Here is a 24,643-nt window from a genome sequence, read left to right as displayed (position 1 = left end):
TTGGAGTACTAATACAGTAATGCTACATGGATAGTTACGCTTTACTGATTTTAATTTACATAGCTTTACGTTAAAACATTCACCATGCTGTTAGAATGCCAATAGCTGATTTACAGGGATAGTATAATAATGAAAAGATTAGCAATTGTATCAATTGTAGCTGCTTTGTTTTTCCACTCTTTTGGGGCTCAGGCACAAGGGCCAGCAAGAACGCAAGCCGTATCTGTGGTCACAGAACAGGTTGCGACTCATCAAGTCTCTCAAAGCCTTACTTTAGTCGGTAAACTAGAAGCGGAGCAATCAGTCAATATTTCTTCTGAAGTCGCGGGCAAAGTTGAAAAGATTGCCACCAAAGCCAACCAACAAGTCAAACAAGGTCAGCTCCTTGTCTTGTTAGAAGACAATAAAGCGCTTGCCGAAGTAGCCGAAGCAAAAGCCTACCTAAAAGATGAACAAAGAAAACTCAACGAGTTTGAAAGACTATCCAAGCGTAATGCTATTACCCTGACCGAAATTGATGCGCAAAAAGCCAGCGTAGAAATTGCCAAAGCACGATTAGATGCTGCTGAGGCGAATTTGAGTGATATGTATATTCGCGCTCCTTTTAGTGGCACCGTTGGATTTATTAGCTTCAGTCGCGGGCAGTACGTCAGTTCAGGGACTGAGTTGATGACATTAGATGACCTATCTACGATGCGCCTCGATCTGTCTGTACCTGAGCGATACTTATCCAAATTAAACACTGGGATGAAAGTTACAGGTACAACAAGCGCTTGGGGAGATGATGAGTTTGAAGGCAAGATTAGCGCGATTGATACCCGAATCAACCCCGAGACGTTGAATATGAAAGTACGTATTCAGTTTGAGAATCATTCCAAACAGCTCAAGCCTGGCATGTTGTTATCTGTAGGCATTCAACTTCCTGCTGTAACTGCACCAATCATCCCAGTTCAAGCTCTGCAATATTCTGGAACTAAGCGATATGTCTACGTGATTGGTCAAGACAACAAAGCAACTCGAACGGAAGTTTGGCTGGGAGCGAGAATTGATAATCAAGTTGTGATTAACAAAGGCTTGGATATTGGGCAAAAAATCGTTGTTCAAGGCATTGTTAATATGCGCGATGGCGTCACAGTGACTGAAGTGGATAAAAACGGAAAGCCAGTTAAGAAGGAAGCTTAATCATGTGGTTGTCAGATGTATCGGTTAAGCGACCTGTCGCAGCTGTCGTTTTCAGTTTGCTACTTTGTGTATTTGGTTTAGTCTCTTTTTCCAAGTTAGCAGTGCGTGAGATGCCGGATATCGAAAGCCCAGTTGTGTCTATTTCGACACGATATGAAGGCGCTTCAGCGACGATCATAGAAAACCAAATCACCTCTGTATTGGAAGATCAACTTTCAGGTATCAGTGGGATAGATGAAATATCCTCTACAACTCGAAACAGCATGTCTCGAATTACCATTACCTTTGAATTGGGTTACGACTTAACAACCGGAGTGAGTGATGTCAGAGACGCAGTTTCAAGGGCATTAAATTCTTTACCTGATGAAGCATCTGAACCGATAGTATACAAAAATAATGGCTCAGGTGAGGCGTCTCTTTATGTGAACTTAAGTTCGTCGACTATGGACCGCACTCAGTTAACAGACTACGTCAATAGGGTGCTTTTAGACCGATTTAGTCTAATTCCCGGTGTGAGTTCAATCAATGTAACCGGTGGGCTGAATAAGGTGATGTACGTTAAGCTCAAGCCAGATCAAATGGCCGGGCGCGGCGTTACTACAAAGGATATCACCGATGCGCTCAGCGATGAAAACATCGAGCGCCCGGGCGGTCAAATTCGCAACGATTCTATTGTTATGTCGGTGCGCACTGCTCGCGCTTATTTAACTCCAGAAGATTTCGACTACTTAGTGGTTAAGCGCGCCAGTGATAACACGCCAATTTACTTAAAGGATGTGGCTGACGTCTTTGTTGGCGCTCAGAATGAAAGCTCCACCTTCAAAAGTGATGGTGTGGTGAATGTGAGTATGGGAATTGTCCCTCAATCGGATGCGAACCCTTTGCAAGTTGCTGATGCAGTCCACAAACAAGTTGACAGTATTCAGCAGTTTTTGCCGGATGGAACTCGCTTAGCGATTGATTATGACTCGACGGTATTTATTGATCGCTCCATTTCTGAGGTCTACAACACGTTATTTATCACTGGCGGCTTAGTGATATTGGTGTTGTATATTTTTATCGGTCAAGTAAGAGCGACATTAATACCAGCCGTTACCGTTCCAGTTTCGCTGATCTCTTCATTTATTGCGGCGTATTATTTTGGTTTCTCAATCAATCTGATTACTTTAATGGCGCTCATTCTATCCATTGGTTTGGTCGTGGATGATGCCATCGTGGTGGTAGAAAACATTTTCCATCATATTGAAAGAGGTGAGAAGCCGTTACTCGCGGCTTTTAAAGGCACTAGAGAAGTGGGTTTTGCTGTCGTGGCCACAACACTTGTTTTAGTGATGGTTTTCCTTCCTATCTCATTTATGGATGGCATGGTTGGCTTGTTATTCACTGAGTTTTCGGTGCTGCTTGCAATGTCGGTGATCTTTTCTTCACTTATTGCATTAACGCTGACGCCGGTGCTCGCGAGTAAGCTACTAAAGTTGAACGTGAAACCAAATCGTTTCAACCGTTTTGTCGACTCTTCATTTTCCAAATTAGAAGGTATATATCGCCGAGCGCTCAAAAGAGCCATTCAATGGAGTTGGTTTGCGCCGTTTATCATTTTGCTCTGTATTGGTGGAAGCTATTTGCTGCTCAAACAAGTGCCTTCTCAACTTACACCATCAGAAGACAGAGGGGTCATTTTTGCATTCGTACGAGGCGCTGACGCGACAAGTTATAACCGTATGGCGGCAAATATGGACTTGGTTGAGGAGCGGTTGATGCCGCTGCTCGGTAAAGGATTCCTTAAGTCGTTTAGTATTCAATCTCCTGCTTTTGGTGGTAACGCTGGTGATCAAACTGGTTTTGTCATCATGATATTAGAGGATTGGAATGATAGAGATATTACTGCGCAAAAAGCGTTAGGTGAGGTTCGTAAGGCGTTAGCAGGTATCCCTGATGTTCGGGTGTTTCCGTTTATGCCTGGATTCAGAGGTGGTTCCAGTGAGCCAGTTCAATTTGTTTTAGGAGGCCCTGATTACGAAGAGTTAAAGCAGTGGGCAGAGAAGCTGAAAATTGAAGCGGAAAACTCACCTTTGATGGAAGGGGCTGAAATTAACTATTCAGAAAAAACGCCAGAGCTAGTGGTTGCCATTGATAAGCAGCGCGCGGCTGAGCTGGGGATCAGTGCGGCTGATATTTCAGATACTTTAGAGATAATGCTTGGCGGTAAAAGTGAGACTACGTATGTCGATAGAGGTGAAGAGTATGATGTCTATTTGCGAGGAGACGAAAACAGCTTTAACAACTCAGCTGATTTGAGCCAGATATACATGAGAACAGCATCAGGTCAGCTGGTGACTTTGGACTCATTGGCCAAAATCGAAGAGGTAGCATCTTCAATTAAGCTGTCTCACTACAATAAACAAAAGTCAGTCACCGTTTCGGCCAATCTTTCCAATGGATACACTTTGGGTCAAGCACTGGACTACCTTGACGAGAAAGCGATAGAGATATTGCCTAGTGATGTTTCAGTCAGTTATTCAGGTGAATCGAAAGACTTCAAAGAAAATCAATCCAGTGTGCTGGTCGTTTTTGGCTTGGCATTATTAGTGGCTTACCTAGTTTTGTGTGCTCAGTTTGAAAGCTTTATTAATCCGCTAGTCGTTATGTTCACGGTTCCAATGGGGGTGTTTGGTGGCTTTTTAGGCTTAGTCATTATGCAACAAGGAATGAACATCTACAGCCAAATCGGTATGGTGATGTTGATTGGTATGGTGACGAAAAACGGCATTCTAATTGTTGAATTTGCCAACCAGCTGAGAGACCGAGGCATAGAGTTTAACAAAGCGATTGTTGATGCGTCTGCTCGCCGTTTAAGGCCTATTCTTATGACGGCATTTACGACCTTGGCTGGCTCGATTCCTTTGATCCTCTCTACTGGTGCAGGTTATGAAAGTCGCGTGGCTGTCGGTACAGTTATCTTTTTCGGTATGGCTTTTGCCACTTTAGTTACGTTATTTGTTATTCCTGCAATGTATCGGTTGATCTCGAAATCGACAAGAGCACCGGGACATGTGGAGGAAGAGCTCAACAGAGAGCTTAGCCATGATGTGAAATCACGTTCAACTCATTGACCAAGCTGGATAAAAATAGTGATAGCATAGGTTTCTACGCAGAGATTTTGCGGGGAACCTACACTTCGTCGGTTGCAAATATTTTTTCAATCTCATCGATTGAAGTCGTTCTTGTTAATGCTAGCATGAGCAGTATGCGAGCCTTTTGCGGGTTGAGGAAACCAGAAGCAATGGCAAAGTCTTTATGCGTGACGTACCCACTTCCACTTCGCGTTGCTAAAACAACCGGGTAGCCATTACTTTTCAGTTCAGCTAGCTTAGTTTTGACACTTTGTGGAATAGAACCGTTACCCATTGAAGCGATCACGAGTCCATCTGAACCTGCATTTATGAGCGCCATAAGGTGATTGACTGACATATCTTGATAACCATAAAGGATATTCACTTCAGGTAGGCTGTGGGTATCGGAAACGTTGAAGTTCGCGAGATGAACCGGTCTCGTTGGTTGGTAGTAGAATTTAGGTTCGCCACCGACAAATTGCCCTAAATAGCCTTGATCTGCAGCCTTAAAAGTGTCTAACGAGGTGGAATGGGTTTTGGTAGTATAGTAAGCAGAACCAATGTAGTCGTTAAGTGTAATCAAGACACCTCGGTTAATTGCTTCAGAGCTTGCGGCTAGCTTGATTGCATTCAATAGGTTCATAGGGCCATCAGAGCTGATTGCCGTCGCGGGTCTCATGGCACCAACGAGTACTATGGGCTTGGTTGTTTGTGCTGTTAGCTCAAGAAAAAAGGCTGTTTCTTCTAACGTATTTGTCCCATGCGTTATGACAACCCCCGACGTATTACCTTGCAACAGCTCGTTCACTTGCTTGCTTATTTTTAATAAGATCGCTGAATTTATGTCCGTGCTAGATGTATTCGTAATTTGTGCAGCGGATATACTGGCAACTTTATCTATGTCAGGCACTGTTTCTAAAATTGATTGGATTGTTAACTCGCCAGATTGGTAGTTGGTTACATCCGTCACATCATGTGAACTAGCAGAAATAGTTCCGCCAGTCCCAAGCACTTTAATATTAGGTAAGCTGTTATTACATTGCTTCGCCGAAAAGCCTGAGGATTTATCGTCGCTGCTCATCATTCAGAGTTCTCCGAGAGTAAGTCCAAGGCTCAGGTTATATCAATCGGCTATCCTAGATCAATTATATAATTTTGAGTATTTGTAAGGCTGACTAACAGAACCAAGTAGAGCTTACCACTGCTACCTAATCGCGAAATTCATCTGCGTACCCCTTAGGAGGTGGTGTCCATTCACGCTCTACTCTAGAGTGCTTATCAGAGCGATCGGACTCCATACCTTGCTTTAGCTGTGCTTCAAGTTCCATGAATAGCTTACGAAAGTTGTTGTCATAACGTTCGCCTTCGGAGTCATCTTCCCACGCCTCGTACAAAGAATCCGATAGAGTGGCTTCAGTTTTCTTGTATTTATTTTTCTGTTGTTCGACAAAGAATGGGTGCAACCCAAGTTCGCGCATTGAAGCTGAAGCAATTTCTAGTGCAGAGTGATAAGTTTCTGACTCTATAATATCTGCACCAGCTTGGCGTAGGCGATAGCCGTGGCCACGGTCAAATGCTCTTGCTAACACCTTGAGGTGTGGGTAGGTGTGTTTAGCGTATTTGACCAATTCAACACTGTTATCTTCATTATCAATAGCAACGACAAGCATTGATGCTTCTTCGATACCTGCTGTGTGCAATAGATCTGGCTTAGTTGCGTCTCCAAAATAGGCTTTGGTATTAATCTTTCTAAGCGTATCCACTTGCGCGGCTTGATGATCGAGAACAACCGTCTTTATATCGTTCGCAACCAGAAGGCGATTAACGATTTGTCCGAATCGTCCAATGCCCGCGATAATCACGCTGCCTCTCTCTTCAATAGTGTCTGCTTCTCGGTCGTTAGATTGATGCTCAAAACGCGGCAAAATGACTTTGTCAAAAAGAATAAATAACCCTGGAGTGAGGAACATTGATAGGGCAACAACGAGCGATAAAGTTTCAGCGATACTTTCAGGAATGACGTGGTTTTGTACCGTAAAGCTGAGTAGCACAAAACCGAATTCACCAGCTTGAGCTAAGCTAAGAGTAAATAGCCATCGGTTGCTGTTTTTAATTCTAAATATGAACGCCAATATATAAAGTACCGCTGCTTTCAATAACATTACTCCGACGGTGATACCGATGATTAGAGCAAAGTTATCAAACAGCACCGAGAAGTTTATCCCCGCGCCAACAGTGATAAAAAATAGGCCGAGTAACAACCCTTTAAAAGGGTCAATATTGGACTCCAACTCATGACGAAATTCGCTGTTTGCTAGTACCACTCCAGCGAGGAATGTTCCCAGTGCAGGCGATAAGCCAACAAGGCTCATTAACGCGGCGATGCCTACGACGAGCATTAATGCCGTCGCGGTAAAAATTTCCCTTAGCCCAGAAGTGGCGACAAAGCGAAATAGTGGGCGGCTGAGGTAATGACCACCTACCACTACCACTGCGATCGAGATTATGATCACTAGGCCATAAGCCCAGCTAGGTAGTCCAGCGACCAAGCTTAACTGTTCATGATGTTCTGCAGCTGCGCCTAATGCTTGTTGCGCTTGTTGAATCAATTCTGGTAGTGCTAGCAATGGAATAAACGCGAGCATGGGGATAACAGCGATATCTTGAAACAGTAATACTGAGAAGGCATTTTGCCCTCCTTCTGTTTTACTCAGCCCTTTTTCGTTGAATGTTTGCAGTACGATAGCCGTAGAAGACAATGCGAAAATCAGACCTATAGCGAGTGAGATAGACCAAATTTGACCAACTGATAGAGCAAGAACCATGATTAGTGCGGTCGTCAAACCAACTTGAAGTCCCCCCAGTCCCAGTAAGCGATTGCGCATACTCCAAAGAGATTTTGGTTCCAATTCAAGCCCAACTAAGAACAGCATCATGACAACACCGAACTCGGCAAAATGCTGAATGGTAGTTGTTTCTTTACCAACTAATCCTAGGATAGGTCCAATAATGACACCTGCAATGAGGTAGCCTAAAACGGAGCCCAGACCCAACCTTTTCGCAATAGGAACGGCAATGACAGCGGCGACTAAATATATAAACGCTTGTAGAAAATAGGCGGTCATTTTATGCCTCCTTCAACTAGCTCTTGCAAGTGATGATTAAGTTTTTCGACTTTGCTAGCGTTGTCTAAATCAACTCTATTTTCGACCAAAGCAGTCAGTAACTGCTGATATCGCTGGATATGTGTGTCAACTCTGTTTTCCTCTAGCGCTGTTCTCGAACCGAAAATGGCGAATGGTGCAATGTAGTTCATTCCCGTTAAATTGGCCGTTTGTTCGATTGGATGAAGAAGCTCTCGAATTGTAAAATGGTTGTAGCCATCGGTTTGATAGGCTTCTGCTTTACCACCAGCCGAGATGACGCAGAGGAGTGTTTTTCCGTGCAGTGCAGTTCCATTGTGCCCATAAGCAAAATCATATTCTAGAACCAGATCTTGCCACTCTTTTAAGATGGAAGGTGTGGAGTACCAATAAAGCGGAAACTGAAATACGATAACATCATGTTCGACTAATCGCTGTTGTTCTTTATCGATGTTGATATCGTAAGTCGGATATTCGGCATATAAATCTACGCCAGTGACGTTCTCCACGTTTTTAGCAGCGTCGAACATTGGTTGGTTAACTTCACTACGGCGCTGGGAAGGATGCGCATAAAGAACGAGAACTTTCTTTTTATTCATAATTTCTGTTACCTCAATTACATCTCATAGGCAATGTGCTGATCATTCATTGATGTTGTTATAAATGTTCACATATGGGTATAACAATAGTCTATTGGAATACATTATATATTTGATGATTCAAAAATAAGTGACTCTGTTTGCTGTGAACTTCACATTGCTTAGATTTATCGTTATAGAATATTTGATTAACTAGAAGGTAGGGTGAAACTTCAAATGTGCAATTTTAGCACTCTATAGGTTGCAGCGATTAAGTTAAATTTATGGGTAATGAAGCGTACTTTATTAAATGAAATTATTCTTTATCCTTAATTATTTAAGCAATTACATTAAATATAATAACTATAGAGAATAAATATGAATCAAGGAAAAAGTCAAAGAGAAATACTATATGTTTCTAGTATTGGTGGAATATTAGAATTTTATGATTTTGTTATTTATGCATTCATGTCTCATTATATTTCAAAAAACTTCTTCCCCGACTCAAGTCAACTCTTTGCTTTAATAGGTACATATATTGTTTTTGCAATAGGGTATTTAATTCGACCTTTATCTGGCTTTATATTAGGCCATTATGGTGATCTATATGGCCGAAAAAAACCATTTGTTGCCTCTACATTTATTATGGCAGTAGCAACCTTTGGGATAGGACTGATACCAAACTATGCGTCTATTGGTGCTTGGTCAACATTCTTGCTAATCGTGGCTCGGATCTTACAAGGTTGTTCTTTAGGGGGCGAGGTACCAGGCGCTATTACCTATGTAAGTGAGCATCTTTCTAAAAAGCCGGGACTCGCCTGCGGTATCGTATATGGAGCTTTAGCTATTGGAGGTGTAATAGCCGCGCTTCTTCAAGCAATATTAATGGAGGTTATTCCTCACTTAGATATGATGACTTGGGGGTGGAGAGTTCCATTTATGATCGGTGGGTTGTTTGGTTTACATGTATTTTATAGAAGAAAAAAACTGATTGAATCACCCTGTTTTTCTATGGAGAAGAATAACCCAAATAAATACCCTGGTATTGCGGCACTATTAAAATCACCAATGACGATAGCTGCAACAGTATGTATCGTTGCACTAGGTGCTTCTAATTTCTACTTACTTTGGATATTCGCTCCTTCTATGCTAACTCAAGTGTTACATGTTCATCCAAAGAATTTTATTTGGTATAAAACGGCTGGATTGACGCTCTCTGGCTTTGGCTGCATTCTATTTGGATACTTATCGGATAAGTTTTCAGTTAAGTCTATGCTTCTCATGCTGTCTTCCCTAAGTGTAATATTTCCATTTTTTATATTTTTGATTTACTCCCACTATCATAATTACTATATCTTAGCATTGTTCATGAGTGCTATTTTAAGTGGGTTGTCTTGGGGAGTAATTCCAAATCTATTAACACAGTCTTTTCATACCCACATTAGATTCAGTGGTATCGCTATTTCATACAATATTGGTCAGTCTATATTTGGTGGATTAGCCCCTTTGATTGGTTTTGCTACTATTAAAATCTCAGGCTCAAATATTGGTCCAGCATATTACTTAATTGTATTAGGTATAGTAAGCTTTTTTGCTTTGTCTTTTATTAAGTATGAGCCATTGAACAATGAAGCCACGTCAATATGATTAAGCGTAATATAATTAATTTCCGATTTCTTTATTATTTTAGCGCATAAAGGAGATACCTACACACGCATATCGTATAAGGTGTGTATAAATAATTTTGGCTCCTCTGGTGCTGCTGGACCAGTTATTATCATGATTTGTTGACTGTTTTACTACAGCATTGAACACAACTTTTAGGTTATTGATTCTGTTTGCTTTAAGTGTGAGCGTTTGTCTTGGTTAATAGCTACTTTTTCCTAGGAAATAGTTGGGAACCGATAGGGGAAGTGCACACTACACTTTATGGGATAAATAATATGAGCTTACAATATTAAACGTCTTTAGAGTAATTCTAATTAAACTTTATCTATGTTTACTAGCTATTACTCTATTTTATAATTATAGAGTAATTACTAGAAAAATAACTCTTAAAATAGCGTGGTTATTCGCTTGATTTTGGCTTAAAATAATACAAAGTTATTATTGGTGATTTTCTTTTATTGTCCTGAATGTTTAATAATAAGAGTAAAATAAGACTTAATACTCTTTTCTTCTTAACTGTTTATGTGGAGGTTGAATGAGTGGTTTTGTTTTTAAATCATTGTTTGTTTTGCTTTTTACGCTAATGTTCTTTGGGTCTGTTACATTAGGCTCTATTGTATTGAATAAGTTAACTACTCTAGACGAGAGTATAAATAAAATACAAGAGTCAGTTAAGTACACTCAAGATGTAGATAAGTTTTTTATTTTACATAAAGGAGATCTACTGAGGAAGTTTGGTATATATCAAGATAGTGAAACAAGTGAAGAACTGCACAAATTAGAACAAATATTATCCTACAAATTGTATTATGATTCAGGCGATCCAATTATTGGGAATCCAGACGGAGAGCATTCACTGGTGTTATTTATGGATTTTTCTTACAGAGGAAGTAGAGAGGTAGCAAATAGCTTAGAGGCATTTTTGCTAGAGTACCCAGAGGCAAAAATTATTATCAAAGAATACCCAATCATTGAAAGCTCATCTGACTCTACTTACGCATCAGTTGTTGGTTCAGCACTATTCTATTTCAAGCCTGAATTGTATAACTTCTATCTCACGGCTTTGTTATCTGAAGACTTGCCAACCCGTAACTATGTGGATTCTGTCTTGAATAGTATAGGTGTCGTGAAGGCTGATATTGAACCTTATTTCGATAGAGCATCACATCAGGTAGACAAAACTTACAAGCTGGGTACTAAACTTAAAGTTACCCACTCTCCAACCTTGCTGCAAATACGATCAAATCGCCGCTTAGAAGGTAGCTGGACTACACAGCAGTTAATCGATTTTTATAAAGGATAAAGAGTTGATCTAGCCAGTAGTGGTTAGCTAGTTGGCGCAATACCTACAGAGGCTCGGCGAACTAGGATCGGCATAAATAGCTTTTGGTCTTCTGGTGGATGTTGGGCAGTTTTTTTAGCCAGTTCAAGAGACAGCTTTACGGCGGCATTAGCCATGACTTGGATGGGGTAGCGGATCGTTGTTAATCTGGGGTAGATGAAACGAGCGATGTGGCCATCGTCATAACCAATCACAGACATATCTTGTGGGATTTTAATACCGTTCTCTTGTAGCAAGGCTAAACAGCCTGCAGCCATATCGTCGTTGTAAGTGGCGATTGCTGTGATAGGTATATTTTTGGCGAGCAAGTTAACTGTCGCCAGCTCTCCGCCGGACTCATTTGGCTCACCAAACTCAATATATTCTTCTTGAGGCTCGATTCCGTAGTGTTTTAATGCGTCGAGATAGCCTTGTTTTCTATCTTCGGCATCTTCAATCCCATGATTCGAGCAGATATAGCCAATATGTTTGTGACCATTTTGAATCAAGTGCTCAGTGGCGATGAACGAGCCTTTATAGTTATCTAAGGCGACGCAGCGATTGGCTATCTGAGGAACCGTTCTATTGATAATGACCATTCCTGGTACTTCGTCGGCAAGGGCTGTCAGTTCAGCATCGCTCATCCCTTTACTATGAACAACTAAGGATTCGCACCGGCTATTTATGAGGAGGTTGATAGCGTTGCGCTCTTTTTTTGCGTCGTGATAACCGCTGCCGATGAGTAGTTGCTGCTCTTTTTGGCTAGCAATGGAGTCTATCGCTTTCACCATTGAACCAAAAAATGGTGCAGACACGTCACCAACAATGACTCCAATCGCATTGGATGATTTGCTCACAAGGGCTCTTGCATTGGCATTTGGTCGATAACCTAACTTCTTCATCGCGTGCTCGACGGCTTTTGTGGCAGATTCACTGGCATAAGACGTTTTGTTAATTACGCGAGAGGTCGTTGCGACAGAAACACCTGCTTCTTTCGCCACATCTTTGATGGTTGCCATAAAAATCCCTTGTGAGAATGCTCTAGTAATGTAACAAAGGATTAAATTAGATTCCTAGCTGTTTGTATATAAATAGGCCCCAAAACCGCGCTTTGGGGCATGATCTAGTTAGTTAACCGCTGCAAATTTAAGCTGGTAGCGGTATTGTTTCTGAGTCAACAAGAATTCTTTGTGTGCGCTAGGGCTCCAAGAGTCATCACCACCAACGCCCATATGTTTATGATCGATATATAGATGGACTTTACCTTGTGAGTTGAGGTCATGGGTGTGTTTGGCCTGTGCAACCTCTACTTGGCTAAATGGACTGACAGCAAATTGAAAATCACCAACGACTTGAATGTTATTGATAAACACTTCCCGAGTATTGCATCTTAACCCGCTATCCGTTGGGAAAATATAGGGTGTTGTCATTTCTAATAATGGCTTTTCATAGCGGCCAAAGCGTGCAGCGGACAAGCGATCTGGGTAATTTTCAAATGGCCCTAAACCTAGCCACTCTATGTGGGTGTTTTCATTGTGCAGAGGAAGCAGCAATTCGATACCGACTCTAGGTAATGGAGGAAGGTGTTCAGCCAGCGTTACCGCAATATCGGTTCGAATTTTTCCTTCGCCATCGACTAAGTATGTCCACTCCGTCGTTGCTTGGATTTTACCTTGGTAGTGGTAGGCAAACTGGGAAACAATACGTACTTCATTTTCGACGAGCATTCCTGTGCAACTTACGCACTCTTTTTCCCACTGATTTAACCCTGCTAATTCCCATCGACATGCCCAAGCATTTGGATCGATACAATCTACTTGGCTGATACCAATATCATTGTCTAGCGGGGCTCGATAGAAATTATCTTTTGGTCCTTCAAGTATCTGCTCTTTACCGTTAACGAACCAATTCGATAGCACTCCGGTATGTTTGCACCACTGCAACTGAAAAGCGCTTTTCTCACTTGTTATCGTTAATGACTCTTTGTTGATCTCTAGTTCAAGAGAATGAGCAGAGTGAGTTTCGGGTTTTGATAGGCCGTTTGGGTTGGAGATTTCAAATTGTTCGGATGCAATAACATGACCTGCTGCTGCCCACGTAACACTATCTATCAGTTCGACGTCGGTATTTAAGTGGTACCGAGCGCCAGTTTTAGGTTGATAGTCTAAATGAATTTCTATGATTTGTTCTGATTGAGGAGCAATACTTAGCTCGCACTCGCCCGATAAAATTGGCAAGCCGTCTTCAAGCAAACGCCAAGTTAGTTTTTCATTGTCACTATGGGCAAACAGATGCTCACTTTGAATGTTTAGTCTGACATTTTGCTCATCAATTCGCGCTATTGAAGTAGTATAAAAACGCTGACAATGTTTCGCTTCTTCAAGAGCTGGATGCGGTGTCCTGTCAGGAAACATTAGTCCGTTGATGCAGAACTGCCTATCGTTAATCGTATCACCAAAGTCACCGCCATAAGCCCAATAATGCTGGCCTTTACTATCATGTTTACTTAGCCCTTGATCAACCCAATCCCAAATAAAGCCGCCCTGCAAGCGAGGAAAGTCGCGAAAGGCTTGCCAGTATTTATCAAAGCTGCCCAAGCTATTGCCCATTGCATGTGAGTACTCACAGAGAATCAGCGGACGGCGTTCGTTAGCAAATGAGATCCACTCTTTTAGCGCCCATTTAGGATCGGCTTCTTCTGTTTTTGATTCATCTACTCGTGCGTACATAGGACAGATAATATCTGTCGCTTTGGTATCTGCGCCACCGCCTTCATATTGTACCGGTCGTGATGGGTCGAAGTCTTTAGACCAAGCATACATGGCGTCATGTGTGCTGCCATGACCAGACTCGTTACCAAGTGACCAAAGGATAATTGAAGGATGATTCTTGTCTCGCAGTACCATTTGTGTATAGCGGCTAAGCAAGGCATGAGACCAGATAGGATCGTTAGTAAGGCGGTTCATTGGAACCATGCCATGGGTCTCAATATTGGCCTCATTACATACGTACAACCCATACTCGTCACAGAGCTCGTACCAACGAGGATGGTTTGGGTAGTGAGCGGTTCTAACTGCATTGAAATTATTTTGCTTCATCAAACAGATATCACGAATCATGTCTTCTTCGGTCATCACATGGCCGAGTTCAGGGTGATGCTCATGTCGGTTGACGCCTCGAATGAGTAACGGCTGTCCATTAAGGCAAAGTCGATCGTGTAAAAATTCGATTTTACGAAAGCCAACTTGGTAGGCTTCGGAGTCAATATGTTGGCCTTGCTCATCAATGAGTGAAACAAGAAGTCGATACAGGTTAGGTTGCTCTGCGCTCCACTTGTTCGGATTATCGACATGTAACGTCTGATAAACCGCATCATCATAGCTTCCGCGCTCGTCAATGATACGGTTGTTAGCGGCATCGATTTTCGCATTGGTGATTGGGGTGAGTGCATCGAAAAGTTGTACCTTTACCTGATAGCCTTTAGGTGCGGATATTTGAGTGCGGATGCTTAAAGTACCATCACGATAAATGGCATCGAGATCGGGAGTGATATGCACATCTTCAATACAATATTTGGGTTTAGACAGCAGTGTGACATCTCGGAAGATACCACTTAGCCACCACATATCTTGGTCTTCTAAGTAGCTGCCGTCACTCCAACGCATCACCATAACGGCAATAGTATTCTCGCCAGAAATTAAAAACTCAGACAGATCGAATTCTGCTGGCAAGCGACTATCTTGGCTATATCCAACCCAATTCCCGTTACACCATAGGTGAAAAGCAGAATTGACTCCGTCGAAAATAATGCGCTGAGTTTGTAGCTGCTGCTCGTCAGTCATTTGGAACGAAGTTCTATACACTCCGGTTGGGTTATCCCTTGGTACGTAAGGAGGATTGACATCAAACGGATATTTGACGTTGGTGTAAATAGGGTTGTCATATCCTTGGAGTTGCCAATTTGAAGGAACAGTGATTGAGCCCCAGTTTGAGTCGTCATAGTCGGGAGCAAAATATTGTTCCTGCATCTCTTCTGGGGCGTTTAACAGCTTGAACTGCCACTGTCCATTCAGTAGCTGGCGTTGTGTCACCACTTTTTCCAAAGCTGCTTGTTCATTTACAAAGCTAAAAAGTGGGCTGTGTGCTTTTAACGTGTTGATATTGACCGCTTGAGGGTTTTCCCAATCGCGCCTTTGAATAATGTCTCTTAATGAGGTCATAAACTGAAAATCCGTTACTAATGAAGAATACGTTTAGGTGATATGCCTGAATATCGACAGAGTATTAATCTATGGAAACGTTTTCTGTGTTCTGCTATTTGTTTTTGCGATAATAAATGCTTAATGAAGCATAATTGTGATCTTTGACACGTATCTTCTCTCCTTTATCTTTAGTAAAACATTATTTTATGGAAACGTTATCTTATCTAGGCTCTGATCACGGTTTTCCTTGCTAAGAATCATTTAACATTCTAGCGAAATACGATATCAAGGATCGAAATATGGAAAGCTCCCAACTCATTGACATTAAAGGCAATAAAACACAACTCGTTTTCAATGTTACCAACGGTGTCGAAGTGGTTCATTGGGGAAGAGAGGTTAATGAGCCAAACTTAGAAGCGATGAAAGCTTGTCGGCGGCCAGTACCCTATGGTCGACTAGATGTAGATGTGCCATTAACATTAGCGCCAGAGTTGGGAAGAGGGGTATTCAGTAGCCCGACAATCGAAGGCCACCGTAGCGGTTTAGATTGGTCGCCTGTGATGGAAGTGATCTCCATAAGTAGAAAAAGTGATGGCCTTGAAATTTGCAGTGTTGATGAAAAGTCGGCTTTGCAACTAACAATAGACATATCCTTAGACTCTTCTGACGTATTAAAAGTGCGTCATAGTTTAACCAACCTTTCACATGAACCTTATCAGCTCAACCGTTTAGCCCTCACACTACCTCTTCCTCAGAGGGTCAATGAGTTGATGGCTTTTCATGGTCGCTGGGTTAAGGAGTTTCAAACATCAAGAGTAGGCTTAACCCATGGTGGGTACCAACAGGAAAACCGGAGAGGAAGAACCTCTCATGAGCATTACCCAGCTTTAGTTGCGGGCACAAAAAACTTTGGTGAGAGTTTAGGGGAAGTGTGGGGATTCCATTTTGCTTGGAGCGGCAATCATCGAATGCGTGTTGATGTGAAGGCTGATGGACGTCGATATTTGCAATCGGAAGTATTGTATTTTCCAGGTGAAATTTCTCTTGATAAAGGGGAATCAATAACGACTCCTTGGCTTTATGCAACCTACAGTGACAACGGCTTAAATCAAATGAGCCAGCAGTTTTATTCGCATGTACGTGAACAAATATTACCCGACAGTTTTACCAACAAGCCACGACCTGTTCACCTAAATACTTGGGAAGGGATTTATTTTGACCATGAACCTAGCTACATCATGCAAATGGCAAGTGAAGCGGCAAAGATGGGAGTGGAGCGATTCATCGTTGATGACGGCTGGTTTAAAGGCCGGTTAGATGACAAAACAGCGCTGGGAGATTGGTTTGTTGATGAGGATAAATACCCAGAAGGCTTAGAGCCTTTAATTCGCCATGTGAATAACCTAGGGATGGAATTTGGACTTTGGTTTGAGCCAGAGATGATTAGTAAGCTATCGGAGCTCTATGATCATCATCCAGATTGGTTGATAGAGCTAGAAGGGTACTCGCCGCCAACTGGCCGAAATCAGCATGTACTCAATTTACAAAATGAACAGGCTTTCGAATACCTGTTTGAACGACTGAATGATTTTTTAACCCGTTATAATATCGCTTACATTAAGTGGGACATGAACAGAGAAATTGTTCAGCCAGCCCATGAAGGCCGGGCATCGGGATATAAGCAGGTCGAAAAGTATTATCAGCTCATAGATAGGATACGAGAGTGTCATCCGAGCGTTGAAATTGAATCTTGTGCAGCCGGAGGAGGCCGGATCGATTACGAAATTCTTAAACGTACTCACCGATTCTGGGTGTCGGATAACTGCGATGCGCTTGAAAGGCAGTCTATTCAAACCGGAATGAGTTATTTTTTCCCACCTGAGCTCGTCGGCTGTCATATCGGCGCTAAACACTGCCACACGACAAGGCGACGGCATAGTATCGAATTCAGAGGCTTGACGGCTCTTTTTGGTCATATGGGGGTTGAATTAGATCCGCTTACAAGCGATGGCGCTGAAAAGCAGCACTACAAAAAATACATTGATCTGCATAAACAATATCGGCAAATCTTCCATTCCGGTCAGTATTATCGCTTGCCAACAGATGACGTTGCGCATGCATTACAAGCGGTTGTATCTTCTGATTTATCGGTAATGCTTGTATTGATTAGCCAAACACAAATGCCTACCTATGCTTTAAGTGGCTACCTACGCTTACCTTGTGTGCAAGCAGATAGAAAGTATCGAGTTGAAGTTCTAGATAAACCAATCAATATCAATGAGATCGTGAATGTTCAGCCAGAGTGGGTTAATTCTGAAGTCGTATGCTCAGGCGAATGGCTCAAGCATATCGGCTTATCTATGCCTATTTTAGACCCCGAATCAGCACTTCTTCTAAAGCTCTCTATTGTTTAATATTCCACACATTTTGATGTCAAACCAGCCAGTAATTCATTGATTACTGGCGATTTATATTTTAATTAATGCAGATTGAGCCTACGCTCAGCTGGTTCATATATTACAAATTGTTTACCAAAGTCTCATTTTCTATCTAAATGTGAAAACGTTTCCACATAATTGCAGATGATCACAGAATGAAAATTGCCGTCTAGTTAGCATACTTTCACGCCGATAGTGACAAGCATAAAAATAAGCCGAGAAAGATAAACAGCTTCTAGCACTTGGCGATAAAATAACCGTGAAACTTAAAGGATAATAACTATGTCTGACACCATAACGTTAAGGACGAAAGCATCTTATGGAGTAGGCGCTTTAGGAAAAGACTTCGCCTGCGCGCCTATTTATATATTCCTAATGTTCTATTTTACAGATGTGGCGGGGATCTCTGCCGCCTATGTCGGAACCATATTTCTTGCCGCACGAATCATTGATGCTGTGACCGATCCAATGATGGGAGTGATCGTTGATAACACTCGCTCACGGTTTGGCAAATTTCGCCCTTGGATAGTTATTGGCACATTTCTAAATGCTCTGGTTCTTATTGCCCTTTTTAGTACTCATATGTTTGAAGGCACAATGTTATATGTGTATGCAGCGGCCGTGTATATTCTATGGGGACTCACTTATACCATTATGGATATCCCTTACTGGTCGATGATTCCTGCTCTTTCACGCTCTCGCCGAGAAAGAGAAAAGTTGGTCGTTTGGCCGAGGTTATTTGCCAGCTTAGCTTGGTTTATCACGGGCACTTATGGCTTACATATTGTTGGTGTGCTTGGTGGTGGCAATCAAGGGGACGGTTTCTTTGATGTCGCACTGATCATTGCGGTTATATTTTGTCTAAGTGCGCTTCTCATCGCAAGAAATGTTAAAGAAACAACTGTGGCTGCAACAGGTATATCGACTGAAAAATTTAATTTCAAAGATGTGCTAGCCATTATTGGAAAAAATGACCAACTTAAAGCTTTGATCGGGACAGTATTGTCGTTCCAAGTGGCCAATATGTTGGTCGGCGGTTTTGCGATTTATTACTTCTCATACGCGTTGGGCAATCCTGAACTTTTCCCTGTTTACATGATGGTTGCTGGTGCCGCTGAGGTTTTGGGTGTATTTACCTTTCCTAAAATTGCTAACCTGTTACCACGTAAAAATTTGTGGTTGATTGCGTGTGCATTTCCAATCGTTTCTTGCGCTGTACTACTGGTTATGGGTGTTGCTCTACCCGGAAATACCATTCTCATTGGGTTAGCTGGTGCACTCATTAAGTTTGGCGTGGGAATTACCAATGCATTGCAAACCGTAATGCTAGCCGACGTTGTCGATTATGGAGAATACAAAACAGGCCGTCGTAGCGAGAGTGTCATTTTCTCTGTGCAAACCATGCTGGTGAAATTTGCCGGGGCAATGGGAGGTTTTATTGTGGGTATCGGGCTTTCTGTTGTTGGCTATGTACCAAATGTAGAACAATCCGCGCACACGATTACTGGGATCGAGTTTATGATGATTGGGTTACCTGCCATTCTAATGCTAGTCAGTGGTTTTATATATAAGCGTTTTTATCGCCTTCATGAAGGTTTCAAGCAGCCGAAGCAGGAAAGCACTGTAGAAGTAACAGAAAAAGTAGCTTGTTCTTAGCACAAGTTTGTCTTTATTACATAAGAAATGAAGATGGCTGTAAAACGAATACCGGTAAACTAGTGCTCAATGGACAGGGAATCGAAACCTGTCCTTTTATGAGCAGTTACTTCAGCTACAAGCCTTTGTCGTTTCATCACTTTTCTTTAGTGGAACCATGACGTTATGATCATATTTCCACATATCTCCTGTCGCAATATCGATAAGAAAACCCCATCCATTGAATATGTTGGCCCAATATGAGGGTGTAACTGATTTGCTCACCACTACGGTCGCTTTATCATAGCAAGGATCAACGACCGTGATTGATACATTTTGATTCGTTGAAGGTACTGCAACTATCGTCGCAGGTAAATTTGCTTGATACGTACCACTTGGAGTTGTTATATCAACTTTCGGATTTTCTCCATTTGACGCTTTTGCAAGTATCGTTTGGCTGCCACTGTTAAACATTGTGGAGCAGCCCGCTAGAATAAGTGTTGCTATTAGCAAAAGAGTTCTCATCTTTTTCCCTAGTGTAATCATTAAAATATGCAATAAACCCTACTTCTCTAGTTAGTATATGACGCATATAAAGCTTCAATGAGAATTAGCGGCGCATTTTTGCAACAATTCTCCCAATTTAGCTTTGTCATAATTTAGAATTTAACGATTGGTCGTGAATCTAAAGTGTAATCTGGTGTAAGACGGATATAAGGGCAGGCGCTTTAAAGGCTTAAAAATAAACTGAAGATATTACGAGTTATCTGAATTAACGTAGAATCAACCTTTTTAACTGATGGAAATTATTATGTCTAACCTTGTACAACAACAAATTGGAAATATCGCGCTCGTTGTTGAAAATTACGATGATGCCATTGAGTTCTATACTCAAAAGCTTCAATTTAAATTGGTAGAAGATGCAGAACTAGGTGAAGGCAAGCGGTGGGTGCAAATAGCGCCGCCAAATTCTAATGGCACCAACCTTCTTTTAGCTCAAGCGAGCACTGAAGAGGAAGCCCAAGTGGTGGGAAATCAGTCCGGTGGTCGAGTGTTCTTATTTCTACAAACTAATGATTTCTGGCGAGACTACGAGTTGATGAAAGCCAATGGCGTGGTATTCAATGAAGAGCCTCGAGTAGAAGAGTACGGCACTGTGGTTGTGTTCGAAGATCTATACGGTAACAAATGGGACTTACTGCAAAAGAGCAACCCATGACTTCATATTTGAAGAAGATATAGAGCTTTTACACCGATGATCCTCGAACAAGCGTTTCCTACTGTTACATTGACATGTGTAAAAAGATGAAAGTTGGTTAATTTGAGCGTTGGTTGCCATCAAAGGCTTATTAACTGAATGTTGTAGAAAGGCTAGGTTATTTATTTGGTGAATATTTAAATTAAATCAATAATTTAATATTGAGCAAAAAAGCAACGAATTTATGTGTTTTTACTGTATTTTATTCCTTAAATGTTCATATAGTTAGGCCGTATTTTCATAATCCAAGGCTCAAAAATATGCGCAAATTACTTTTTATATTTGTAGCTCTACTTTGGAGTAGCGCTTCACTTGCTGACGACCATGCGTCTCTTGGCAGTGTTCAATTCTTAGATTACTCCAGCAGTTCAGGAAACTATATCTTTAGAGGCAATTTACCCGACTACAAAAACTCAGAACAGAAGAATTCAGGTGAAAAGACATATACTTATACTTTTGATATGGCAATCCTCAAGTCTACACTAGCAAATGCAAAGCTGCCTCATGGCACTCCAGCTCTACCTAAGTATTATTATCTAGTTGATATTAGTTTACTTGATCCTGCCTTAAACCCTAGCGATGCCGCAAAAAATATGGCCGAGGTTCAGTACTTGGTCAACAACCCTCAGCAAGGGCAATTTATATCTTGGCCAATCCTCGGGTCTTATGTGCCACCATTGTCTGTTACAGGTAGTATTCGTATTCCAATCGGCACAAAACCGAATGGAGATAAGATATACAAAAATATAACTAAAACGATAAATATCGAAAATACTCCTTGGTTTGCTCAAGGTAAATTCAGTAGCACATTTAGCTATGACGTACTGGACACTCGAGCGAAACTTTTACATACGATGTTAGCTAAGTCCCATAATATTCCATACGTTTTCTATATTCATTGCCAATCAGGGTGCGATAGGACAGGTATGTTATCGACAGCATATAAAATCATTAATGCAGACTCAGTTCATAGTTTAAAGCAAACTCTGATAAATTATTGGCCAATACAAAATGGTGAAGAGTACCGCCTCAACCAAGACAAGTATGACAGAGGATGTGGACGAGATCCTAACTATTGGGCCACTTCTCAAATTCTATGGTTGTGCTACTACAAAGTTGGTGAAATCGACAGCCAAAAATATGGCTTTACAGACTGGGCTCTTAATGCTCAAGACATTATTAACCCAGACTATAAAACTCACTGCTTAGAGCCTACTAGCCTACTTTATTCATCATCAATGGCCAAACTGCAAAAGCTTCCAACAGATGACATGGACAAGTACGCAACAGGGTTATCTTTTATTTCTCAGTCGGAATCTAATTAGTTTCCATTGATGCACCTTTAACTATAGAAACGGCTCGGCTGGCAAAAGTTGAGCCGTTTCACTGCGTATAGGAGCAACGCGCTTATGTTCAAGGTTGGAATGAGATGAGATTTTAATTAAGGGGCTAAATTGGTTGTGCCCCGTAGTGAGTTAGTGCAAAAGCTAGTTGGCAAGTAGCTAATGTCAATTATCTATACCGGAGGTAACCTGAAGATGGATTACATTTTTGAGACTGAGAATCGCCCGTATTGCGCAAGGCTTAATGGTTTTAAATTTAGAGCTATTTCAAGCTAGCTTTTGATAAAAGCATGTGCGAATAAAATGAACCTTGACAAAGCCCCTAAAGAGGGACTTTGTCATTAGATGCTTGGTTAAGCTACTTGTTTAAAAAATTGAGGAAGGTAGGTTTTGTTTTCAGCCAAGATATCATCAACGAGTTTCTTAGCCGTTGGGAGATTTATAACTGTACGGTTAAGTGTAAGAGCATTGATAAGCTTCTGTCTAGAACCAGTAAACCACGCATCAACCACTAGCTTTTCAAAGCCGAGTTGAGTTTCAATCATTGCTTTCTGGAAAGTCGGGATTGCACCAATGGAGTGCGGTTCTACTCCATGATTCAGTAATGCTGCTGGGACTTCAACCATAGCATCGTCTTGCATATTGCTGATAATGCCCTTGTTAGGAACAATAACAAGGTATTTCTCACCTTTATTAAATAGCACTGATGCTGCCACACGAACCATATAAATACCATGAACATCTGCATGCATGTTTTCATGCTCGGTAGTGTTGCTTTTGATGATGCGATGGCACATTGCAAAAACATTTTTTTCTCGGCCGTTAATGACTTGACGAGCGCGGGTATTGTTAATGTCTTCTTTCTCTACCATCTTTTCAGGATATAGGTAGTACTGTAGGTAAGTGCTTGGTAGGTACTCCGGATTATCAGATAGCATCATCTTCATATTATTGAATGTTGCTTGCCAAGATTGGTCATGAGCGATATCAACCGCGCTTGCTTCAAGCCCTTTCTCTAAGATAATGTCTTTGATCTTTTGGGTAAGATCTTCACCTTGACGGTTACGAACTTTGGTAAACCAACCGTAATGATTCAGGCCGTAGTACTCTGGCACTAAGTCCCAAAGCTCACATCCCAGCATTTTTGCGTAACTTTCCATTATCACACATGGCATATCACAGATGTTGAGAATCTTTTTGTCATCTGGGTAAACGCGGTTTAGTGCCTCTGCAACGATGGCGGCTGGGTTTGTATAGTTAAGTACCCAAGCTTCAGGGCTGAGCTTACGAATATCTTTGATCAAGTCAATCATATCGCCAATAGAACGAAGGCCATAGGCCATCCCTCCAGCGCCACAAGTTTCCTGACCTACACAGCCATGAGATAAGGAGATTTGCTCATCACGTTCACGCATTGCAAGGCCACCAGTACGAATTTGGATGAAAAAGACGTCTGTATCTTTAAAGGCTTCTTCTCGGTTAGTGGTGTATACAAATTCTTCAACTTCGGGGTATTTTTCTTTAAATAGGATCTTCGTTGCTTCTGCATTGAGCTTTTGGCGCTCGCCATCAATGTCGTAAAAGCGGACGGTTTTAAGCGGTAGATTCTCTTTTTCTGCAATCAAGCTCATCATCATACCTAATGTGTAAGTAGAGCCACCGCCGATAATGGTTAGGTTTAGTCGTTTCATTTTGGAACCTTTCTTGTTTGAATGTATACTATATGTACACAGTATAACTATACAAATTGTATACATCAACAAAAAAAGGTAACTAATGTATACTTCGTGTATACGTACTAATCTTGAAATACCATGAAACCAGTATATTTAAAAATTGTTGATGACCTAGTAAATAAAATTAAAACAGGAACTTATCAAGAAGGTGACATGCTACCGCCTGAAAAATCGTTGCTTGAAACGTACGGCGTTAGTCGCATGACAGTGAGAAAAGCACTGACGTTATTAGTTGAGCAAGATTTACTTTATCGAGTAAAAGGTCGCGGAACTTTCGTTAAAAAACACAAATCCACAGTTCATGATGCCTTTTACCTCAACGGCTTTTATACAGAAGTGAAAGCTCAGGGCAAAGAGCCAACAACAGAAGTTATTACTTTTGAGGTGTTGGAGCCAGATGCTTTGGTTGCATCAAATTTAGAGATTGATGAACATGATAAGGTTTTCCATATTGAACGATTAAGATTGATTGATGGTGAACCTGAGATGCTAGAGCGAACATATCTACCTTTATCGTTGTTTTCTGACTTAACTGTAGATGCCATGCGAGGCTCAAAGTATCAATACATTGAAGCCAAAGGTATGAAAATTGCGCAAAGCAAACAAACAGTAGTGCCTGAAGTTGCAGATAAAAAAGTAAACAAGCTGCTAGGAGTGAAAGACGATTCCCCGCTATTGAAAGTGATCTCTGTGGGTGAGTTTGATGATGGAAAGGTTTTCGAGTATAGCGTTAACTACTTCAAGCTCAATCAATACAGTTTCGAATTCATCGCTAAGCGTCCAAATTAACCTTAACGATAGGAATTGGTTTACTAACTAGTTCTCTGTGCAACGAGCCATTATCAAGCGTGGTATAAATATATGATTTAAATGGAAATTTTGATAGGGGGATAAAATTAGACGAACTCACAAGGTCAAAAGATACCAAAGAAAATATTAACCGCAGAATTTAAACGTGAATGTGCAGAGCGAGTCATTATTCACGGTTACAAACACAAAGATGCTGCCGCAGCAATGAGTGTCGGA

The 24,643-nt window shown here is 41.4% G+C and carries 16 protein-coding genes; 9 read left to right on the top strand and 7 right to left on the bottom strand.

Going from position 1 to position 24,643, the window contains the following annotated elements; genetic code table 11:
• Window positions 1-129: 129 nt before the first annotated feature.
• Both ACM2FC_RS11950 and vexH read left to right on the top strand, forming a co-directional pair.
• Window positions 130-1,182, top strand: coding sequence for an efflux RND transporter periplasmic adaptor subunit (locus tag ACM2FC_RS11950; protein WP_498481145.1), 1,053 nt, complete (start codon window positions 130-132; stop codon window positions 1,180-1,182).
• Between the two features lie 2 nt (window positions 1,183-1,184).
• Window positions 1,185-4,295 (top strand): vibriobactin export RND transporter permease subunit VexH, encoded by a 3,111-nt coding sequence (gene vexH, locus ACM2FC_RS11945; RefSeq protein WP_498481143.1) that lies wholly within the window; start codon window positions 1,185-1,187, stop codon window positions 4,293-4,295.
• 58 nt (window positions 4,296-4,353) lie between these two features.
• Here the strand turns inward: vexH and ACM2FC_RS11940 are convergent, their stop codons facing one another.
• From ACM2FC_RS11940 to ACM2FC_RS11930, 3 genes are all read right to left on the bottom strand, one after another.
• On the bottom strand, window positions 4,354-5,379 hold the full coding sequence (locus ACM2FC_RS11940) for an asparaginase (RefSeq protein ID WP_498481142.1): 1,026 nt from the start codon (window positions 5,377-5,379) through the stop codon (window positions 4,354-4,356).
• Between the two features lie 124 nt (window positions 5,380-5,503).
• Entirely contained in the window at window positions 5,504-7,420 is a 1,917-nt protein-coding gene (locus tag ACM2FC_RS11935) for a monovalent cation:proton antiporter-2 (CPA2) family protein (RefSeq protein WP_498481141.1), read from the bottom strand.
• Window positions 7,417-8,037, bottom strand: a complete 621-nt coding sequence (locus ACM2FC_RS11930; RefSeq protein WP_498481140.1) for an NAD(P)H-dependent oxidoreductase — start codon at window positions 8,035-8,037, stop codon at window positions 7,417-7,419. The genes ACM2FC_RS11935 and ACM2FC_RS11930 overlap by 4 nt, the downstream gene beginning before the upstream one ends.
• A 357-nt stretch (window positions 8,038-8,394) precedes the next feature.
• On the opposite strand from ACM2FC_RS11930, the gene ACM2FC_RS11925 reads away from it, so the two are divergent.
• Window positions 8,395-9,663, top strand: coding sequence for an MFS transporter (locus ACM2FC_RS11925; RefSeq protein ID WP_498481139.1), 1,269 nt, complete (start codon window positions 8,395-8,397; stop codon window positions 9,661-9,663).
• 556 nt (window positions 9,664-10,219) lie between these two features.
• Complete coding sequence (locus ACM2FC_RS11920; protein ID WP_498481138.1) at window positions 10,220-10,987, top strand: thioredoxin domain-containing protein; 768 nt, start codon at window positions 10,220-10,222, stop codon at window positions 10,985-10,987.
• A gap of 23 nt (window positions 10,988-11,010) precedes the next feature.
• Here ACM2FC_RS11920 and ACM2FC_RS11915 read toward each other — a convergent pair whose 3' ends face one another.
• Window positions 11,011-12,024 carry a substrate-binding domain-containing protein gene (locus ACM2FC_RS11915; RefSeq protein ID WP_498481137.1) on the bottom strand — a complete coding sequence of 338 codons (1,014 nt, stop codon included), beginning with the start codon at window positions 12,022-12,024 and terminating at the stop codon, window positions 11,011-11,013.
• 108 nt (window positions 12,025-12,132) lie between these two features.
• Complete coding sequence (locus tag ACM2FC_RS11910) at window positions 12,133-15,225, bottom strand: beta-galactosidase (RefSeq protein WP_498481136.1); 3,093 nt, start codon at window positions 15,223-15,225, stop codon at window positions 12,133-12,135.
• 281 nt (window positions 15,226-15,506) lie between these two features.
• Here ACM2FC_RS11910 and ACM2FC_RS11905 point away from each other — a divergent pair, with 281 nt between their 5' ends.
• Entirely contained in the window at window positions 15,507-17,621 is a 2,115-nt protein-coding gene (locus ACM2FC_RS11905) for an alpha-galactosidase (protein WP_498481135.1), read from the top strand.
• Window positions 17,622-17,927: 306 nt separating this feature from the next.
• Window positions 17,928-19,301: a melibiose:sodium transporter MelB gene (gene melB / locus ACM2FC_RS11900; protein WP_498481134.1), complete on the top strand. Its 1,374-nt coding sequence runs from the start codon at window positions 17,928-17,930 to the stop codon at window positions 19,299-19,301.
• A 111-nt stretch (window positions 19,302-19,412) separates the two neighbouring features.
• On the opposite strand, the gene ACM2FC_RS11895 is transcribed toward melB, so the two are convergent.
• Window positions 19,413-19,805 (bottom strand): hypothetical protein, encoded by a 393-nt coding sequence (locus tag ACM2FC_RS11895; RefSeq protein WP_498481133.1) that lies wholly within the window; start codon window positions 19,803-19,805, stop codon window positions 19,413-19,415.
• Between the two features lie 286 nt (window positions 19,806-20,091).
• Here ACM2FC_RS11895 and ACM2FC_RS11890 point away from each other — a divergent pair, with 286 nt between their 5' ends.
• Window positions 20,092-20,499 (top strand): VOC family protein, encoded by a 408-nt coding sequence (locus tag ACM2FC_RS11890; RefSeq protein WP_498481132.1) that lies wholly within the window; start codon window positions 20,092-20,094, stop codon window positions 20,497-20,499.
• A gap of 299 nt (window positions 20,500-20,798) precedes the next feature.
• Window positions 20,799-21,863, top strand: coding sequence for a hypothetical protein (locus ACM2FC_RS11885; RefSeq protein WP_498481131.1), 1,065 nt, complete (start codon window positions 20,799-20,801; stop codon window positions 21,861-21,863).
• Between the two features lie 371 nt (window positions 21,864-22,234).
• Here the strand turns inward: ACM2FC_RS11885 and ACM2FC_RS11880 are convergent, their stop codons facing one another.
• A complete protein-coding gene (locus ACM2FC_RS11880; RefSeq protein WP_498481130.1) occupies window positions 22,235-23,572 on the bottom strand; it encodes a family 4 glycosyl hydrolase in 1,338 nt (445 codons plus the stop codon).
• Window positions 23,573-23,695: 123 nt separating this feature from the next.
• Between ACM2FC_RS11880 and ACM2FC_RS11875 the strand changes: the two genes are divergently transcribed.
• Window positions 23,696-24,406, top strand: a complete 711-nt coding sequence (locus tag ACM2FC_RS11875; RefSeq protein WP_498481129.1) for a GntR family transcriptional regulator — start codon at window positions 23,696-23,698, stop codon at window positions 24,404-24,406.
• The last annotated feature ends 237 nt before the right edge of the window (window positions 24,407-24,643 follow it).

Source organism: Vibrio sp. A37 (genome assembly GCF_059777565.1).
This window is presented reverse-complemented; position numbering and strand designations above follow the sequence as displayed.

Excerpts from the sequence above, each read along its gene's own strand:
- vexH (WP_498481143.1), top strand. The coding sequence starts at position 1,185 with ATGTGGTTGTCAGATGTATCGGTTAAGCGACCTGTCGCAGCTGTCGTT.
- ACM2FC_RS11880 (WP_498481130.1), bottom strand. The coding sequence starts at position 23,572 with ATGAAACGACTAAACCTAACCATTATCGGCGGTGGCTCTACTTACACA.
- ACM2FC_RS11875 (WP_498481129.1), top strand. The coding sequence starts at position 23,696 with ATGAAACCAGTATATTTAAAAATTGTTGATGACCTAGTAAATAAAATT.
- ACM2FC_RS11885 (WP_498481131.1), top strand. The coding sequence starts at position 20,799 with ATGCGCAAATTACTTTTTATATTTGTAGCTCTACTTTGGAGTAGCGCT.
- ACM2FC_RS11895 (WP_498481133.1), bottom strand. The coding sequence starts at position 19,805 with ATGAGAACTCTTTTGCTAATAGCAACACTTATTCTAGCGGGCTGCTCC.
- ACM2FC_RS11940 (WP_498481142.1), bottom strand. The coding sequence starts at position 5,379 with ATGATGAGCAGCGACGATAAATCCTCAGGCTTTTCGGCGAAGCAATGT.
- ACM2FC_RS11930 (WP_498481140.1), bottom strand. The coding sequence starts at position 8,037 with ATGAATAAAAAGAAAGTTCTCGTTCTTTATGCGCATCCTTCCCAGCGC.
- ACM2FC_RS11890 (WP_498481132.1), top strand. The coding sequence starts at position 20,092 with ATGTCTAACCTTGTACAACAACAAATTGGAAATATCGCGCTCGTTGTT.
- ACM2FC_RS11920 (WP_498481138.1), top strand. The coding sequence starts at position 10,220 with ATGAGTGGTTTTGTTTTTAAATCATTGTTTGTTTTGCTTTTTACGCTA.
- ACM2FC_RS11910 (WP_498481136.1), bottom strand. The coding sequence starts at position 15,225 with ATGACCTCATTAAGAGACATTATTCAAAGGCGCGATTGGGAAAACCCT.
- ACM2FC_RS11915 (WP_498481137.1), bottom strand. The coding sequence starts at position 12,024 with ATGGCAACCATCAAAGATGTGGCGAAAGAAGCAGGTGTTTCTGTCGCA.
- ACM2FC_RS11950 (WP_498481145.1), top strand. The coding sequence starts at position 130 with ATGAAAAGATTAGCAATTGTATCAATTGTAGCTGCTTTGTTTTTCCAC.
- ACM2FC_RS11905 (WP_498481135.1), top strand. The coding sequence starts at position 15,507 with ATGGAAAGCTCCCAACTCATTGACATTAAAGGCAATAAAACACAACTC.
- ACM2FC_RS11935 (WP_498481141.1), bottom strand. The coding sequence starts at position 7,420 with ATGACCGCCTATTTTCTACAAGCGTTTATATATTTAGTCGCCGCTGTC.
- melB (WP_498481134.1), top strand. The coding sequence starts at position 17,928 with ATGTCTGACACCATAACGTTAAGGACGAAAGCATCTTATGGAGTAGGC.
- ACM2FC_RS11925 (WP_498481139.1), top strand. The coding sequence starts at position 8,395 with ATGAATCAAGGAAAAAGTCAAAGAGAAATACTATATGTTTCTAGTATT.